General features: G+C 66.2%; 14 protein-coding genes. 4 read left to right on the forward strand and 10 right to left on the reverse strand.

All coding sequences use genetic code 11. The features are described from left to right. Positions 1–21: 21 nt before the first annotated feature. Positions 22–1,233: a globin domain-containing protein gene (locus ACX12D_RS08225; RefSeq protein WP_459373598.1), complete on the reverse strand. Its 1,212-nt coding sequence runs from the start codon at positions 1,231–1,233 to the stop codon at positions 22–24. A gap of 301 nt (positions 1,234–1,534) precedes the next feature. Between ACX12D_RS08225 and ACX12D_RS08230 the strand changes: the two genes are divergently transcribed. Next, positions 1,535–2,059 (forward strand): RrF2 family transcriptional regulator, encoded by a 525-nt coding sequence (locus ACX12D_RS08230; RefSeq protein ID WP_459373599.1) that lies wholly within the window; start codon positions 1,535–1,537, stop codon positions 2,057–2,059. A 44-nt stretch (positions 2,060–2,103) separates the two neighbouring features. On the opposite strand, the gene ACX12D_RS08235 is transcribed toward ACX12D_RS08230, so the two are convergent. The 8 genes from ACX12D_RS08235 to ACX12D_RS08270 all read right to left on the reverse strand — a co-directional run bounded on the left by ACX12D_RS08235 (position 2,104) and on the right by ACX12D_RS08270 (position 11,723). Then, the gene (locus ACX12D_RS08235; protein WP_459373600.1) at positions 2,104–2,541 is read right to left on the reverse strand and encodes a carboxymuconolactone decarboxylase family protein; all 438 of its coding nucleotides are present in this window, start codon (positions 2,539–2,541) and stop codon (positions 2,104–2,106) included. A 96-nt stretch (positions 2,542–2,637) separates the two neighbouring features. After that, a complete protein-coding gene (pdxR, locus tag ACX12D_RS08240) occupies positions 2,638–4,089 on the reverse strand; it encodes a MocR-like pyridoxine biosynthesis transcription factor PdxR (RefSeq protein WP_459373601.1) in 1,452 nt (483 codons plus the stop codon). Positions 4,090–4,201: 112 nt separating this feature from the next. Beyond that, entirely contained in the window at positions 4,202–5,416 is a 1,215-nt protein-coding gene (locus tag ACX12D_RS08245) for an NnrS family protein (protein WP_459373602.1), read from the reverse strand. A 255-nt stretch (positions 5,417–5,671) separates the two neighbouring features. After that, positions 5,672–7,237 (reverse strand): DHA2 family efflux MFS transporter permease subunit, encoded by a 1,566-nt coding sequence (locus ACX12D_RS08250; RefSeq protein WP_459373603.1) that lies wholly within the window; start codon positions 7,235–7,237, stop codon positions 5,672–5,674. Positions 7,238–7,346: 109 nt separating this feature from the next. Then, positions 7,347–8,624 carry an HlyD family secretion protein gene (locus ACX12D_RS08255; protein ID WP_459373604.1) on the reverse strand — a complete coding sequence of 426 codons (1,278 nt, stop codon included), beginning with the start codon at positions 8,622–8,624 and terminating at the stop codon, positions 7,347–7,349. A gap of 80 nt (positions 8,625–8,704) precedes the next feature. Continuing rightward, the gene (locus ACX12D_RS08260; protein WP_459373605.1) at positions 8,705–10,231 is read right to left on the reverse strand and encodes an efflux transporter outer membrane subunit; all 1,527 of its coding nucleotides are present in this window, start codon (positions 10,229–10,231) and stop codon (positions 8,705–8,707) included. Positions 10,232–10,272: 41 nt separating this feature from the next. Then, entirely contained in the window at positions 10,273–10,710 is a 438-nt protein-coding gene (locus ACX12D_RS08265) for a MarR family winged helix-turn-helix transcriptional regulator (protein WP_441630886.1), read from the reverse strand. A 146-nt stretch (positions 10,711–10,856) separates the two neighbouring features. Further along, positions 10,857–11,723, reverse strand: a complete 867-nt coding sequence (locus ACX12D_RS08270; protein ID WP_459373607.1) for an AraC family transcriptional regulator — start codon at positions 11,721–11,723, stop codon at positions 10,857–10,859. 112 nt (positions 11,724–11,835) lie between these two features. On the opposite strand from ACX12D_RS08270, the gene ACX12D_RS08275 reads away from it, so the two are divergent. Both ACX12D_RS08275 and ACX12D_RS08280 read left to right on the forward strand, forming a co-directional pair. Beyond that, on the forward strand, positions 11,836–12,312 hold the full coding sequence (locus tag ACX12D_RS08275; protein ID WP_459373608.1) for a hypothetical protein: 477 nt from the start codon (positions 11,836–11,838) through the stop codon (positions 12,310–12,312). Between the two features lie 49 nt (positions 12,313–12,361). Further along, positions 12,362–13,597 carry an FAD-dependent oxidoreductase gene (locus tag ACX12D_RS08280; RefSeq protein WP_459373609.1) on the forward strand — a complete coding sequence of 412 codons (1,236 nt, stop codon included), beginning with the start codon at positions 12,362–12,364 and terminating at the stop codon, positions 13,595–13,597. Positions 13,598–13,800: 203 nt separating this feature from the next. Here the strand turns inward: ACX12D_RS08280 and ACX12D_RS08285 are convergent, their stop codons facing one another. Next, complete coding sequence (locus ACX12D_RS08285) at positions 13,801–14,124, reverse strand: hypothetical protein (RefSeq protein ID WP_441630894.1); 324 nt, start codon at positions 14,122–14,124, stop codon at positions 13,801–13,803. A gap of 662 nt (positions 14,125–14,786) precedes the next feature. On the opposite strand from ACX12D_RS08285, the gene ACX12D_RS08290 reads away from it, so the two are divergent. Continuing rightward, positions 14,787–15,299 carry a copper resistance protein CopQ gene (locus ACX12D_RS08290; protein ID WP_459373610.1) on the forward strand — a complete coding sequence of 171 codons (513 nt, stop codon included), beginning with the start codon at positions 14,787–14,789 and terminating at the stop codon, positions 15,297–15,299. Positions 15,300–15,603 lie beyond the last annotated feature (304 nt).

The following is a 15,603-nucleotide window of genomic DNA, read 5'->3' on the forward strand; positions in this document are numbered from 1 at the left end:
TACAACAGCGTTACAGCAACGTTACAGCAGCGTATCCAGCAAATCCGGCCCGAACACCTCCCGGTGCACCCGTTCCGCCTTCACCCCACGCGCCTGCAGCGCCGCGCGCTGTGCCTGCATGAACGGCAGCGGCCCGCACAGGTAGAAGTCCGCATCCGCAAGATCTTCGTCGGCCAGAATCACGTCGATATCCATGCGGCCGGGCAGGGCGGGTTGCGCCAGGAATTCCGCCGGCTCCTCGGATTCCAGGAAAAAGTGCGTGCGCAGCTTGGGCAGCTTGCGGGCGGCATGCTTGACGTCCTTCAGGTGCGCCACGTGCGAGGCCATGCGCGCGGCGTGGCCGAACACGACCTTGCGTGAAGGGTTGCGCTGCGCGACGGTGTTCAGCGCGCAGATCATGGGCGTGACACCGACGCCGGCCGAGAGCAGCACGATGGGCGTGCTGGGCTCGATGCGCGGGACGAAGTCGCCGAAGGGCTGGCTGACCAGCAGCACGTCGCCTTCGCGGGCGTTCTCGTGCAGCCAGTTCGAGACCGCGCCGGCGGGCAGGTCCTCGCCATTGCCGCGGTCGCGCTTGACCGAGATGCGCCAGGTCTTGCCGTTGGGTGCGTCGGACAAACTGTACTGGCGTTGCTGGAAGGCGCCGGGGGTGAGTTCCACCACCACGGAGATGTACTGGCCGGGCAGGAAGTCTGCCAGCGTGGTGCCGCCCACGGCTTCGAGCGTGAAGGCGGTGATGTCGGCGCTTTGCTCTTCGCGCGCGACGATGCGCACGGGCTGGCGGTGATCGGGGCCGGTTTGCGCGCGCTCGTAGAGACGGGCTTCCGCGGCGATCAGTTCGGCGGCGAGCAGCCAGTAGGCTTCGTCCCAGGCGGCGACCAGCGCCGGGGTGGCGGCATCGCCAAGCACTTCGCCAATGGCGCCGAGCAGATGGCGCGCGACGATGGCGTAGTGGCTGGGCTTGATGCCGACCGAGACGTGCTTGTGGACGATGCGGCTGACCACCGGTGCCAGGGCGCTGTTGTCGCCATAGTTGGCGGCGTAGGCAAACACGGCGGAGGCGAGCGACTGCTGCTGCGAACCGTTGGCCTGGTTGCCCATGTTGAACAGGTTGGTCAGCTCGGGCCGATCGGCAAACATGTTGCGATAGAACGTCTGGGTAATGGCCAGGCCATGTTCGCGCAGCACGGGCACGCTAGCGTCGATCAGGGGTCTCGATTGTTCGGACAGCACGGCAACCTCCAAAGATGTGCAGAAAATGCAACAAAAAAGAAAAATGACTCCGCAACGTGGTGCGGTGGCGGCGTACGGTCTGGGTGCAGTCTCGGTTCAATCTGGACGCGGTCAGGTGGCGACGCCTTGGAACTGATTTTATTAAACATGCATTTGCAATGCAACATAAAATCTGCGGCAGCGCGCAAAGATGCATCTTTGGTCCATGTTAGACTGCGACGGCCGCCGCACTGAGGCGCAATGCCCGCCGGAGCGCCATCCTGGCTACCCCGTACATCATCGCCGCAAACCGGACTTTTCCATGAGACTGACCGACTACACCGATTACAGTCTGCGGACCCTGATCTATGTCGCGGTCCATCCGGGCGAGCTGGTCACCATCCAGCACATCGCGGATGCATTCGGCATTCCCAAGAACCACCTGATCAAGATTGTGCAAAAGCTCGGCCAGGCCGGCTTCCTGCATACGGTGCGCGGGCGCGCCGGTGGCATCGAGCTGGGCCGGCCGGCGTCGGAGATCAATGTGGGCGAGGTGATCCGGACCATGGAGTCGGATTTCAACCTGGTGGAGTGCTTCCAGGGCGACGACAACCACTGCATCATCACCCGCGTATGCGGCCTGCGCGGCGTGCTGTCCGCGGCGTTGCGGGCTTATTTCGAGGTGCTGGACGCGTATAGCCTGCAGGATCTGGTGGAGAAGCCTGCGGCGCTCACCCGGGCATTTGGCGACGGCGGCGCGGCCACCCTGACCGGCATCCCGGTCAAGAACGTGACGCGCAAGGCCAAGGCCTCCCAGGCGGCAGCCGAGGGCGCTGGCGAGCAGTAAGCCCGCGTTGCGCCGGTCTCCCGGCTGGCGAGGCCGGCCCGGGTTCATGCCGGCGTCTTGCGAAACGCGATGGCGAAGCGGTTCCAGCTGTTGATCGTGGCAATCAGCAGGGTCAGGTCGACCAGCTCGGCGTCTCCGAAGTGGGGGCGAACCGCTTCCCAGACAGCGTCGGGCACATGATCCTGGGCGACCAGCGTGACGGCTTCCGTCCAGGCCAGGGCGGCGCGCTCGCGGTCAGTGAAGAAGGGCGTTTCACGCCAGGCCGACAGGGTGGCCAGGCGGCGGTCATTCTCGCCGCCCTTGCGCGCATCGGTGGTGTGCAGGTCGATGCAATAGGCGCAGCCATTGATCTGCGAAGCGCGCAGGCGCACCAGCTCCACCAGCGGTTTTTCCAGGCCGCTCTTGCCGATGCGTTCTTCCAGGCCGAGCATGGCCTTGATGGCGGCGGGACTGGCTTTGTAGAAGTCGAGACGTTGTTCCATGGTTTGCTCCTGCCTTGCGTTTTGCGCCCTCAGTGTGGAGGCGCGACGGGAACCAGAATAGGACGGCGACTGGCTATGCAAAATAGCCAGTTTTCCCTAATTTGAGGTAACCAGTGGCGGACCGTCCGCCGCCAGCGCCCCGGCCAGCTTATCCATGCCGGCGTGGATGTCCGCCACGCTGATGCCACCGTAGCCAAACAGGATGCCAGGTGCCGGCGCCTGCCCGCCGTACATGCCCGCAATGCCATACAGGCCGACCGATACGGCGGCGGCGCGCGCGATCAGCGCGGTCTCGTCGTGTGGCATCTTCAGGTGGGCCACCATGTGGATGCCCGCGGCCGGCGCGTGGGGCGTGAACCACGGGCTCAGCGGGCCCTGCAGGTGTTCAAGCAACGCGGCGCGGCGTGCGGCGTACTCCTTGCGCATGCGCCGCAGGTGCTTGGCGAAGTGGCCGTCGAGCATGAACTTGGCCAGCGCCGTCTGCGTCATGGTGCAGCTGTGCCAGTCGCTGACCTGCTTGGCGCGGCGCACGGCTGTGCCCAGCTGCGCCGGGGGGATCACGTAGCCGATGCGCAACTCGGGGAAGATCGTCTTGGAGAAGGTGCCGACGTATGCCACCACCCCTGTCTTGTCCAGGCTCTTGAGCGACTCCATCGGGTGGCCCATGAAACGGTACTCGCCGTCGTAGTCGTCCTCCAGCACCAGCGCGCCGCGGCGTTGCGCCCACTCGAGCAGCGCCACGCGCCGCTCCAGGCTCATCGCCATGCCCAGCGGAAACTGGTGGGACGGCGTGACGTAGACAATGCGCGCGTTGTCCGGCAGGGCTTCCACTACCAGCCCCTGCGCATCCACGGGGACATAAGCCACCTGCGCGCCCAGCGCGGAAAACGCAATGCGCGCGGGCGGATAGCCGGGATCCTCCACCGCCACCACGTCGCCGGGGCGGATGACTACCCGCGCCATCAGGTCGATCGCCTGCTGCGCGCCCTGCGTGACGACGACATCCTGCCAGTTGCCGACCACGGCGCGGCTGAACGCCAGGTAGCGCGACACCGCAAGCCGCAGTTCCTGCTCGCCGGCGGGATCCCGGTAGCTGCCGCGCCCGCGGGCCTGCACGCGTAGCGCGTGGCTGACACAGCTACGCCATTTGTCGAAGGGAAACATGCCCTTGTCGGTGACGCCGCCCACGAAGTCGAACGCTGGCGCGGCGCCGGGTGGCGTATGGGGAAGGGGGTCGGGCAGCGCTTCCCAGATCGAGCCGGAGCCGGCGCTGGGGGAGAGCGGTGACGGCGATGGCGCCAGGCCCGTCATCTCGTGCGCGACGAAGGTGCCGTCGCCGGCGCGGGAGCGCAGGTAGCCCTCGGCAATCAGCCGCTCGAACACGTCGAGCGTGGTCTTGCGCGATACCCCAAGCTGCGTGGCAAGGTCACGGGTTGACGGCAGCCTTTCGCCCGGCGCCAGCCGGCCGTCGACGATGCCCGCCCGCAACTGCCGATAGAGTTGGCCGGCAAGGCCCTGCCGGCCGTGAATGCTCAAATGGACATCCATCTCTTCATCTTGTGTCGGTGGTTACCTGGATCCGCCATGATGCCAAAGGCCGAGGCGGCAGGTGGGTAAAGCGGGGCGCGTGGTCTCGTTCGGGGGGGCATCGCGGGAAGCCTTAACCTTCCCGTCCGTCGGCCCGGGGCCGGGTCAGGTAGGGCACGTACTTCAGCAGGTACAGCGCGAAGGCCGCCATCCAGAGCGCCGCCGCGCTGGCGATCCAGTACGGTTTGAATTGCGGCAACAGCAGCGGCCCGATCACGCGGACGACAGCGGCCAGGCCGATGCACGCGTAGGCGGCGTTCTCCATCGCACCCGCTTCCAGCTTGCGGCCGGTGTGGCCCAGCGCGGTGCGCGTGATCATCCCCAGGATGGCGCAGCCGATCGCGCCTACGGTGAGGGCGTGCAGCGCTGTCGAGCGGTCGGTCCAGCCCAGGGCGGATGCCGCCAGCAGTACCAGGCCCAGCGGCAGGCAGGCATACGCCAGGTGAAGGATGGCGATCAGCGGTTTGCGCACCGTGTGCCACGAGCTCCAGCCGCCAAGCCGCAGCGCTTGCGCCAGCGCAGCCAGCAGCGCGATGACCGCGGTTGCCATGCCGCGCGGCGCCAGCGTGCAGGCGATCATCGCGGCCAGCGTCAGCGCCACCACGCTGCGCTCCACCGGCGTCGAGCGCCGGATGCGTACGCCGGGCACGGTATTGGCCGTGAACATCGGGATCACCCGCCCGCCGATCACGGTAATGAAGATGACGACCAGGCCGATGCCGGCATCGGCACTTTGCAGCGCGACGTGCACGGCGCCTCGCGCCATCGCCAGGTGGAACACCGCGTTCAGCGCCCACAGCAGGAACAGGGCGGCGGCAAGGCCATAGTTGCGCGCGCTGCCGGCGCGCACCAGCACGCGCAGGAAGGCGGTGGCGCACAGCAGCAGGAAGGCGAGGTCCAGCACGGCCGCGGCAGGGGCGGGCCCGGTCCACATCGCCACGCGCGCCGCGAGCCACACAGCGGCGAGACCACCCAGCAGCCAGCCCTGCGGCGTCTGCTGTCCCGTCCAGTTCTTGCCGGCGGTAAACAAGAAGCCGGCCACAACCACGGCGGCAAAGCCAAACACCATCTCGTGCGCATGCCACAGCATGCCGCCCATGGCCGGCTGTGCGCCAGACCGGGGCCACCAGCCCAGGTAAATGGCTGCCCACACGCCGATGGCCACTACGGCGAAGCCCGCCGCCAGCAGATAGAAGGGCCGGAACGCGAGCGCAAGCACGGGGTGGCCGTGGTATCCGGCGCCGGTTGGCGGCCGGGTAGATGGCTGGGTCTGTGGCTGGGGCAGCATGACGCCTCTCGCAAAGGGTGGGATGAAACGCGGATTGCCGTTGGTGTTTGTCAGTGTTTGTCGGTCTTTGCCTGTGCGCTTGCCAACAGACCTCGCATATCGTGCGGCGCAGCAAGCTGTGAACGATTCTATAAAACAAGCATTTCAAATGCAACATAAAATGCGGATGTGTCAACGGGGTGGCACGCGGCGCGGCAGGGCGGCAAGCAAGCAGGCCGGATTGCCCCCCCCATTCATACAAGCTCCCGCGCGCCTTCAGTGCGCGGCCGCAGCAGCGGCAGCATTGCCGCCCTTGGCCGGCTTGGTGAACCAGATCAGCGGAATGATCGCGATGAAGATCACGCCCGAGATCCAGAAGATATCGTTCAAGCCAAGCATGGCGGCTTGCGTGGTGAGGTTGCGTTCGAAGAACGCCATCGCCTGCTCATGGCTGAAACCGGCCGTGGCCTGCAAGGCTTCCAGCGCGTGCACAAAGGCCGGGTTGTGCTGGCTGGCCTGCTCCGCGAGTTGCGAGTGGTGCAGGACATTGCGGTCGTTCCAGGCCGTGCTGGCCAGCGACGTCCCTACCGCGCCGGTGAACACGCGGACAAAGTTCGACAGGCCCGCGGCGGCCGGAATCTTGTCCGGGGACAGCCCCGACAGGATGATCGCGGTCAGCGGCACGAAGAACAGCGCGGTGGGGATGCCTTGCAGCAACGTGGGCAGCACCAGCGTCCAGGTGTCCACCGTGGTGGTGTAGCCCGAGCGCATGAAGAACACTGCGGCAAAGCCGGCAAAGGCCATGGTCGCCAGCACCCGCGCGTCGGAGCGCGGCATGATCTTGCCCAGCACCGGCGCCAGTACCACGGCGAAGATGCCCAGCGGTGCGGTCACCAGGCCGGCGTTCACGGCCGGGTAGCCAAGGTACTGCTGCATCCATTGCGGCAGCAGGACCAGGTTGGCGAAGAATACGCCGTAGGCAACCGAGATCGCCACGGTGCCGCCCAGGAAGTTGCGCCCGGCAAACAACTTGAGATCGACGATCGGATGTTCCTCGGTCAGCTCCCAGATCACGAAGAAGATAAAGCTGATCAACGCAACGACGCCCAGGCCCACGATCAGCGACGAATGGAACCAGTCGAGATCCTTGCCCTTGTCGAGCATGATCTGCAGCGCTGCCACCCAGGTGATGAGCGAAGCCAGGCCAACCTTGTCGATCGGCAGCGCGCGCTTCGGTGTTTCACGCGAGCGGTAGATGATCCAGGTGACGGCGGCGGCGAACAGGCCTACGGGAATGTTGATGTAGAAGATCCACGACCAGGAGTAGCGGTCGGTCATCCAGCCGCCCAGCGCCGGGCCGGCAATCGGGCCCACGGTGGCTGTCATGGCCCACAGCGCCAGCGCCGTGGAACTGCGTTGCTTGGGATACGAGCCAAGCAGGATAGCCTGCGAGAGCGGAATCAGCGGGCCTGCCACGGCGCCTTGCAGCACGCGCGCGGCCAGCAGGATTGGCAGGGTGGGCGCAATGCCGCACAGCCAGGATGACAGCACGAACAGCAGGATGGCACCGACGAACAGGCGGATTTGCCCGATGCGCTGGGTCAGCCAGCCTGTGAGCGGGATCGATACCGCGTTGGCGGCGGCGAACAGCGTGATGACCCACGTGCCTTCGTCCACCGATACACCGAGGTTGCCGGAGATGGTGGGAATGGCCACGTTGGCGATCGACGAGTCGAGCACGTTCATGAAGGTGGCGAGCGCTACCGCGAAGGTGGCTAGCACCAGCTTGCCGCCGGTAAGCGGCGGTGGCTGGAGCGGTTCGGCTGTGTTGGCGTTTTCCATATTGAACTCGACGGGTCACTGGCTTGTGTCGGCCGGCTTTGCCGGATTTGATTTCGATTTAAAAATCTGAGTTATCAGATAAATGACGAAGAAAAATCATGGCAAGGCATCACAGGACAGCACCCTTGGCGGGCTTTTCCGCCGACTTCGCGGCAACCGCGGTGGCCTGTGCGCCCTGGCTGGATGCGCCCGAGGTGCTGTTCAGCGCGATGATGCGAGCGATTTCAGCATCGGCTTGCTCCCCATAGCCACGGTAGACATTGGTGCTGTAGGTGGTTTTCTTGACCGCGCCGAGTTGCGCGCCGCTGCGGTTCCTGGTGTCCACGTCGACCTGCATCGACAAGCCGATCTGCAGCGGGTGGGCACGCAGCTCCGCCGGATCGAGCTCGATGCGGGCGGGCAGGCGTTGCACTACCTTGATCCAGTTGCCGGTGGCGTTTTGTGCCGGCAACGCCGAGAACGCGCTGCCGGTGCCGGCGGAGAAGCCCACCACGCGGCCGTGATAGCGCACGCTGCTGCCGTACACGTCCGCGCGCAGTGCAACCGGCTGGCCGATCCGCATGTGCTGGAGCTGGACTTCCTTGAAGTTGGCATCCACCCACACGCCATCCAGCGGGACGATGGCCATCATCGGGGCGCCCGGGGACACGCGCTGGCCGACCTGCACCGAGCGGCGTGCCACATAGCCCGTGACCGGCGCCGGCAGCGTGTTGCGCGCCAGGGCGAGATGCGCGTCGCGCAGCTTGGCGGCGGCGGCCTGTACGGCGGGGTGCTCGGCGACCGTGGTCTGGTCGGTCATGGTGCGGTTGGACGCAAGTTGCTGGCGAGCGGCTTCGAGCGCGGCCTCGGCGGTCTTGACCGCGTCGCGGGCGTGGGCCACGTCTTCCGCCGACACGGCCCCGGTTTCCGTCACCTGGCTGCGGCGCTGGAAATCGTCGCGGGCCTTGGCCAGGTCGGCCTGGCGCTGCTGGATCGCGGCCTGGTAGACGTTGTTGTTGACGTAGAGGGCGCTGACCTGGCGCACCGTTTGCGCGAGCTGGGCCCGGGCGTTGCCCAGCGCGACCTGCGCATCGGCCGGGTCGAGGTTGACCACGGCTTCGCCGGCCTGGACGATCTGCGTGTCGTCGGCGTTGACGCTGATCACGGTGCCGCTGACCTGCGGCGTGAGCTGCACGAGGTTGCCGTTGACGTAGGCGTCGTCGGTGTCTTCGTGATGCAAGGCGTAGGTGAAGTAGTAGCCAGCGTAGCCGCCGGCGGCAATCAGGGAGGCCAGGCCCAGCGCGGCGAGCAGGCGCTTGCGGGTGGCCATCCTGCTGGCGGGGGCGGTGCTGCTGTTGCTGTTGCTGTTGCTGTCGGCGGTGGTTTCGGTCTGGGTAGCTTCGGTCATGTTGATCACCTCGGTATTGGTATCGGTGGCGTGTGGCGTGTGGCGGGTTCGGCGTTGAGCGGCTATCGCGGCTATCCCGGTTATTGCGGCTGTACGGGAGCGCCCAGCGCGGCGGCGCGAAGGACCGGCGGCTGCGCGGCCACCGCCGCGGGCGCCACCCCGGACGTGTCCGTGTAGCCGCCGCCAAGCGATGCCGCCAGCGCGATCTGGCGGTCGCGGCGCGTCATGCGCAGTTGGGCCACGGCCTGGGTGCGGGCCAGCGCGTTGGTTTCCGCGTTCAGCACGGTGAGCTGGGTCGTCAGGCCCTGGCGATATTGCGCAAGGGCCAGGTCGCGGGCACGGCGGCTGTTTTGCTCGGCGCGCAGTGCATCGGCCAGTTGCGCATCGATCGTGCGGATCTGGGCCAGTTGCGTCGCCACGTCGGTCAGGGCGCCGATCAGCGTCTGGTTGTAGTTCGCCACCGCCATGTCGAATTCCGCGTAGCGGCCCTTCAACTGCGCGCGCAGCGCGCCGGCATCGAAGATCGGCAGGTGGATGGCCGGGCCGGCGCTGGCGGTGCGGCTGGCGGCGGTGAGAAAGCGGCCAAAGCCAAAGGCATCCAGGCCAATCGCGGCGCTCAGGTTGATGTCGGGATAGAAGCCGGCCTTGGCCACCTTGATGTCGTGTGTGCTGGCATCCACGCGCCACCGTGCGGCAACGATGTCGGGGCGGCGCGAAACCAGGTCGGCCGGGAGGTTGTCCGGCAGCTGCACTGCATCGCCGGGGCTCAGCGTGGGCCGCGCGAGGGCCAGGCCGCGGTCCGGGCCGCGGCCGAGCAGGGCGCCCAGCTGGTAGCGGGCATTGAGAATGGCGCCGTTGAGCGCCGTGACCGCCGCGTTGCTGGCGTCGAGGTTGGCGTCGGCGGTGCGTTGTTCCACTTCGGTGTCCAGGCCGGAGGTGGCGCGCGCGTGGGTGATGCGGGCCAGCGCGCTGCGCTGCCTGACTTCGTCCTGGGCGATGTCGAGCAGGGCGTACAGGCGGGCCAGTTCGTTATAGGCGCGGGCCACGGCCGAGCTGACGGACAGGCGGACCTGCTCCGATTCCGCCTCGGCGGCACGGCGGGCCGAGACCGATGAGGCCAGGGCTTCGCGGTTCTTGCCCCACAGGTCGAGTTCATAGGTGGCGCTGATCACGCCACGGTTTTCGGTCTGCCAGGAACCCGCGACGGGCGGCGGCACCATGGCCGTGGCCGAGTACTGCTGGCGGGTCAAGGCGTAAGCCGCATCCACGCGCGGCAAGGTGTTGGCATTGGCGCCTTCGCTGTAGGCAGCGGCGGCGGCCAGGCGAGCCTTGGCCATGTCGATCGACGGGCTGCCTTCGAGCGCCTCGGCAATCAGCGCGTGCAGCTGCGCGTCGCCGAACTGGGCGGCCCAGTCGGCCGCGGGCCAGTGGCCTTGCTCGGCGGGCAGGCTGGCAGTGGTTTCCAGCGCGTTGGGCTCGGCGACGTGCTTGTCGCTGGAGATGCCCGCGTAGCTGGCGCAGCCGGCCAGCCAGGCACTGAGCAGCAGGGGCAGGACCTGGGCGGAGCGCAGGGCGCGGCCGGTCGTTCTAGAAGTCTGCGTTTTCATTTTCTGATTTGTCAGATAAATGGTTAAAAAAAGACGCGCGCTCAGGCGGCCGAGAATTTGTCGAGCAGGCGCAACAATTCGTCGAACTCGCTCTTGCTGAAATTCTTGAGGCGCGCATTGAGCACCTCGGGGGCGATCTCCGGGATCTGGTTGGCAACGCTGTGGCCCTTGGCGGTGAGTTCCAGGTTGACCACGCGGCGGTCATCGACGCTGCGCGAGCGGGTCAAGAGGCCCTTGTGCTCCAGCTTGTCGAGGATGCGGGTCATCAGGCCGGTGTCGATCACCAGCAGCTTGCTCAGCTCGAACGGGGTGGTGGCCGTGCCGCGCGACAGCGACAGCAGGATGCCCATCTGCTGGGCGGTGATATCCAGCTCTTTCAGGGCCGCGTCCATCTCCATCAGCACAAGATTGCGGGCCTTGTTGAGATAAAAACCGACGCTATCCGTCAGGTTGAAAGTCCCTTTCGTGTAGTGCTTCATGGTTGCCTCCTGTCTGTCACCTGCCGTCTGTTGGCTGGATAGTATTTGATAAGTCAGATAAATTCAAGGTCAGAATCTACATTGTTTAGCGCGTGCGTAGAAGGCGATCAACAGGTTCCCAATGCGCCGCTTCCCGGCACGGATGGCTACGCATGCACCCCGCGGCTGGCGAAATACCGGGCCGGAGAATCGCCAAACGCACGGCGGAACATGGCGATGAAGTTGCTTGGCGTGGCGTAGCCCAGCGCCTGCGCAACCTCGCCCACGGCCTCGCCGCGCGCGAGCCGCTCCAGCGCCAGCGTGAGGCGCGCCTGCTGCCGCCAGTTGGCGAAGCTCAGGCCGGTCTCGGCCAGGAACAGGCGGGAAAGCGTGCGCGCAGACAAGCCGGCCCAGGCCGCCCATTCCACCAGGCTGCGGTGGTCATCGGGCTGCGCCAGGATAGCGTCGCTGATGCGGCAGGCACGCCGGTCGCTAGGCAGTGGCAGGTGCAGGGGTTGTTGTGGCGCCTGCCGGATCTCATCGAGCAGCACGGCGATGATCCGCTCCTGTGCGGCGTCCAGCGTGAACGGCGAAGGCCACGACGCAGCGCGGCTGATCAGCGCGCGCATGACATCGCTGGTCCCCACCACGCAGGGCATGCTGGGCAGGTCCTGCGCCGCGGCGGGCGCGATCCACACATTCCAGCCGCTCAGCACGCCGCTGATCGTGACCCGGTGCATTTCTCCCGGCGGCATCCAGCCAGCCCGCTGGGCGGGCAGCAGCCAGGAGCCGCGCTGCGTGCGGACGTGCACCAGGCCGTTGTCGATGCAGAACAGCTGGCCGCGCACGTGGCTGTGCCAGCCCAGCTCACGCGTGCCGAGCCGGAACTCGTTGTCCGCCTTGTCGGCGCCGCGCATCGCGATCAGGGCAGGGCCGTCCGGCTGTTCGCTGGTGTCGGCAAAGGCGGCCAGCAGGCTTTCCGTTTCCGCTGTCACGCGGGCAGGGGACGCAGGATGGGATGGATGCGACGACATGGCTGAAACACATTATTTTTAGGCAGGATAACGATATCGAGTCTACGCGTTTACGCCAGATACTGCTCCAAGGCGCTGCCATCCACATTTCCCCGCGCCGCAGGAGATCCACATGCAGACCGCAATCCCCGCAATACCCGCAGCACCGGAAATTCCCAGCTGCCAGATTTACGACGCCAGCCGTTTCCCCATCGTGATCGGCCGCACGCAGGCCATGCAGCCGGGCTATGCCATCCAGTGGCGCGAGGAGATGACCGCGCTGGTCGAGCAGGGCCGGCCTTTTGTCCTGATCCATGACCAGCGGCCAGCGGAGGAAACGCAGGAGGATCGCAAGCAGCGTGCCTTGTGGCTGAAACAGTACAAGGCGCCGCTCGGCGCGGTATGCAAGGCGCTGATCCACATCGAGCCCGACCCGATCAAGCGGGCCGCGCTCAGGGCCCAGGCATTGCTTGCCGTCAAGGCCTTTGGCATTCCCATGGCGATTTCCGCCACCATGGCCGACGCGCTTGCGCTGGCCGCGCGGGCGCTGGACGAGACCACGCCGGATACACCCGCGGATGCCCAGGCACCCGGGGCAGCCGCGCGTTGAGCGCTGTACAAGCACCGTCATGGCCCAAACCGCGACATTCTTCCGGCCTATGAAACCACTGCACATCACCATCGTCGGCGCCGGCCTGGGCGGCTTATGCCTGGCGCAAGGGCTCAAGCGGCGCGGCATTGCCTTTGACGTCTATGAGCGCGACGCCGCGCTGGCCAGCCGTACGCAGGGCTACCGCATCCGGATCGACCACGCGGGCCAAGAGGCCTTGAAGGGTTGCCTGCCGGCGGCGCTGCTCAGCGTGTTCCAGGCGACTGGCGCCATCCCCAACGCTGGCGTCAACATAGTCGACACCGGGCTCGAGGCCGTCAGCGGCAGGTGGGTGGCGTCGTGGCGGCGTGTCCGCGGCGATGCGCCCGCCGCAGCGGACGTGGAAGCCGAAGCGGAAGCAGAAGACCTGAGCGTGAACCGCCAGACGCTGCGTGAAGTCCTGATGCATGGCATCGAGGACCGGGTGCATTTCGGCAAGGCGTTCGTGCGTTACCGCGAGGACGACGACGCTCGCGTGCAAACCGGCTTCTCCGATGGTTCATCCACCGTATCGGACCTGCTCGTCGCGGCGGATGGCGTCAATTCAAGGGTGCGCCGGCGGCGCCTGCCAGGCGCGGCACCGGCCGATACCGGGTTTGCCTGCCTCTACGGCAAGACCTATCCCACGCCTGCCACGCTGGTGCGGCTATCTGGCTTGCTGCCGGCCAGGACGTCGATCGTCTTTGGCGATGGCCTGGCCGTCATCATCGATCCGATGCGGTTCCGGCCGCCGCCCGCGGGGTACCGCCTGAGCATGCCTGGCGACTACCTCTACTGGGCCATCTTTGGCGCGCGCGAAGCCCTTGGCATTGGCTGGGAAGCCGGGGATGCGTTGGAACAGGACGCGCTTGCCGCACGCCTCGAACGCATCACGGCGGGGTGGCATGCCGGGCTGCGCCCGCTGTTCCAGCAGAGCGATCGTGCCTCGCTGGCCATGGTGCCAGTCAGGACGGCAGATGTGCCCGCTGCCTGGCCAAGCAGTGCCGTCACGGTGCTGGGAGACGCCATCCACGCCATGAGCCCGGCCGGCGGCCTGGGCGCGAACACGGCGCTGCACGATGCGCTCCTGCTATCGCAGCAGCTGGGCGAGGCCGCCGCCGGGCGCCGCTCGCTGCGGGCGGCCATTGGCGGCTACGAAACCGCCATGCGCGAATACAGTGCGCGCGCCATCCTGGCATCGCAGCGCGGCACCGAGGTGTTGCTGGGCGCCAGCGGCCGGCAGCCCGAGCGGATCCTGGCTGGCTAGGCGTCGCGATCGGGGAAAGGGGCAGGGGGAAGGGGGAAGTGGGCAACGTGAATTTGCGCACACAAGTGCAGCCTGCGCGACCAGGCAAGGGGTCGCGCGGGGTTGCCGCTGCAAAGGTCCGATGCCGGGGCGCTATCGCCTAGGCATCAGCGTTGCCACTCGGCGGCGCGGCAACGTGGGGTGCCGCGCCTTTCGGCTGTTCGCTACTTCGATTTCGCGCCGTCCGTGTACGGGTCGGCCTTGCCGGCCTTGGCGCCATCCGTATAGGGATCAGCCTTGCCGGCCTTGGCCCCGTCCGTGTAAGGATCGGGCTTGCCCTGCGTGGCATTCAGGTCCATTTGCGTGGATTGCTTCGCGCCATCCGTGTAGGGATCGAATTTGCCGGTTTTCGCCCCATCCGTATAGGGATCGGCCTTGCTGGCCTTGGCCCCGTCGGTGTACGGGTCGAACTTTTTCTGCTGGCCATAGCTCAAGCCTGAAGCCGTTGCGGCGGCGACAAGTAACGTCAACGTGAGTACTCTGCGCATCTCTTGCTCCGGTGGTAAGGAGGTGGTCGCCTATGGTTCAGCGAGGGAGCGCTCGGGCACAGGCTGGCCGGAATAGCTGGCATCTGCGCCACGCCAGACAAACTGGGGCGGTAACCTCGGTGGGCCAGCGGGGCACGCAAGTGAAGGCAGGCCAGGGCATATGCGTACTCGCCCCGCGCCTGCCTATGCCGCGTCCCGCACAGTTCATCGTAGGAGTGAATCCCGGGGGGCCGTAGTAAAACGTTGTAAATCCTTGTTGCGTTTTTCCCTTTCGGCCGTGCCCTTTCCCGGTGCGTGAAGCGTGTGCCGCGGCCGGTGCATTCCTCTGGTTTTCCTGGCTTTCCTGTCCTTTCTTCGAGCGCATCGCCACGGCCCATGTGCGCTTTGCGCGGTATCCTGGATCTCTGGTATCCGATCTAAAAAACCCCTTGACTATCTATCTACCAGTAGATAATATTCAGGACATGGAAGCCGCTGCTCCGCCCCAGCAAGAAAAGCTGAAGCAGGAAAGAGGATCCAGCGCATCACCCGGGGAATCCCCGTTTTTTTTGGCCAGCTTATCTATCTACTAGTAGATAACAAACAGAAGAAGCGAAGGGTTCCAAAGTGTACCGATTCGATTCCGCCCAAGCGCGGGTCCTCAAATGCCAATGGAGAACATCATGACCTCGAACCTCTTCGCCAAGACCCTGATCACCGCCGCCGCCCTTGCCGCCGCTTTCGTTGCCGGCACCGCTCAGGCTTCGGGCCCGAAGGACAGCACCTTCGCCGGTGACAAGTACGGCTACGTGTTCCGCACCACCACGCCTGACGCCTTCACCGACGGCGCCCGCAGCGGCAAGTTCGACCCGTTCACCGAAGGCGCACGCGTTGGCAAGGCCGACCCGTACACGGACGGCGCCCGCATCGTGGCCGGCTTGGACCGCGCGGGTGTGTCGGCTAGCCCGGCCCGCAGCGTTGACGCTTATACCGACGGCGCCCGCAGCGGCAAGTTCGACCCGTTCACCGAAGGCGCACGCGTTGGCAAGGCTGACCCGTACACGGACGGTGCCCGCATCGTGGCCGGCCTGGATCGCAGCGGCGTGTCCGCCAGCCCGGCCCGCAGCGTTGACGCCTACACCGATGGCGCCCGCAGCGGCAAGTTCGACGTGTTCAGCGAAGGCGCCAATGCCTGAGCGCGGCAAGGGTGTCCCGGCGATCGCCGCCTGGATGCCCGATAGCAGTCGGGAAACAGAGTGAGTGTGAAATAGAGTAGGGGTGCATCATGAATTTACGGGATAGTTTCCTGATCCTGGCCGGCTGGGTGGTTCTCTGTGTCGCCAGTGGCTCTGCCATCACCGTGGTGGCGCAAGTGCTCCCGGCGTGAGCCAGCGCAGGGCGGTGATAAGCGCAATAAAGGCGTAACTTGGGGCCAACTAAGCCGGCTTGTTGCGACTGCACACGAAATTGGCTTGAGGATCTATCGATAGATAGATAAGA

The sequence above is a fragment of the Cupriavidus sp. PET2-C1 genome (assembly GCF_054515855.1).

Bases quoted from the DNA above. Each gene is read 5' to 3' on its own strand.
- ACX12D_RS08280 (WP_459373609.1), top strand. From the start codon at position 12,362: ATGAAACCACTGCACATCACCATCGTCGGCGCCGGCCTGGGCGGCTTA.
- ACX12D_RS08245 (WP_459373602.1), bottom strand. From the start codon at position 5,416: ATGCTGCCCCAGCCACAGACCCAGCCATCTACCCGGCCGCCAACCGGC.
- ACX12D_RS08285 (WP_441630894.1), bottom strand. From the start codon at position 14,124: ATGCGCAGAGTACTCACGTTGACGTTACTTGTCGCCGCCGCAACGGCT.
- ACX12D_RS08270 (WP_459373607.1), bottom strand. From the start codon at position 11,723: ATGTCGTCGCATCCATCCCATCCTGCGTCCCCTGCCCGCGTGACAGCG.
- ACX12D_RS08260 (WP_459373605.1), bottom strand. From the start codon at position 10,231: ATGAAAACGCAGACTTCTAGAACGACCGGCCGCGCCCTGCGCTCCGCC.
- pdxR (WP_459373601.1), bottom strand. From the start codon at position 4,089: ATGGATGTCCATTTGAGCATTCACGGCCGGCAGGGCCTTGCCGGCCAA.
- ACX12D_RS08250 (WP_459373603.1), bottom strand. From the start codon at position 7,237: ATGGAAAACGCCAACACAGCCGAACCGCTCCAGCCACCGCCGCTTACC.
- ACX12D_RS08265 (WP_441630886.1), bottom strand. From the start codon at position 10,710: ATGAAGCACTACACGAAAGGGACTTTCAACCTGACGGATAGCGTCGGT.
- ACX12D_RS08235 (WP_459373600.1), bottom strand. From the start codon at position 2,541: ATGGAACAACGTCTCGACTTCTACAAAGCCAGTCCCGCCGCCATCAAG.
- ACX12D_RS08290 (WP_459373610.1), top strand. From the start codon at position 14,787: ATGACCTCGAACCTCTTCGCCAAGACCCTGATCACCGCCGCCGCCCTT.
- ACX12D_RS08230 (WP_459373599.1), top strand. From the start codon at position 1,535: ATGAGACTGACCGACTACACCGATTACAGTCTGCGGACCCTGATCTAT.
- ACX12D_RS08275 (WP_459373608.1), top strand. From the start codon at position 11,836: ATGCAGACCGCAATCCCCGCAATACCCGCAGCACCGGAAATTCCCAGC.
- ACX12D_RS08255 (WP_459373604.1), bottom strand. From the start codon at position 8,624: ATGACCGAAGCTACCCAGACCGAAACCACCGCCGACAGCAACAGCAAC.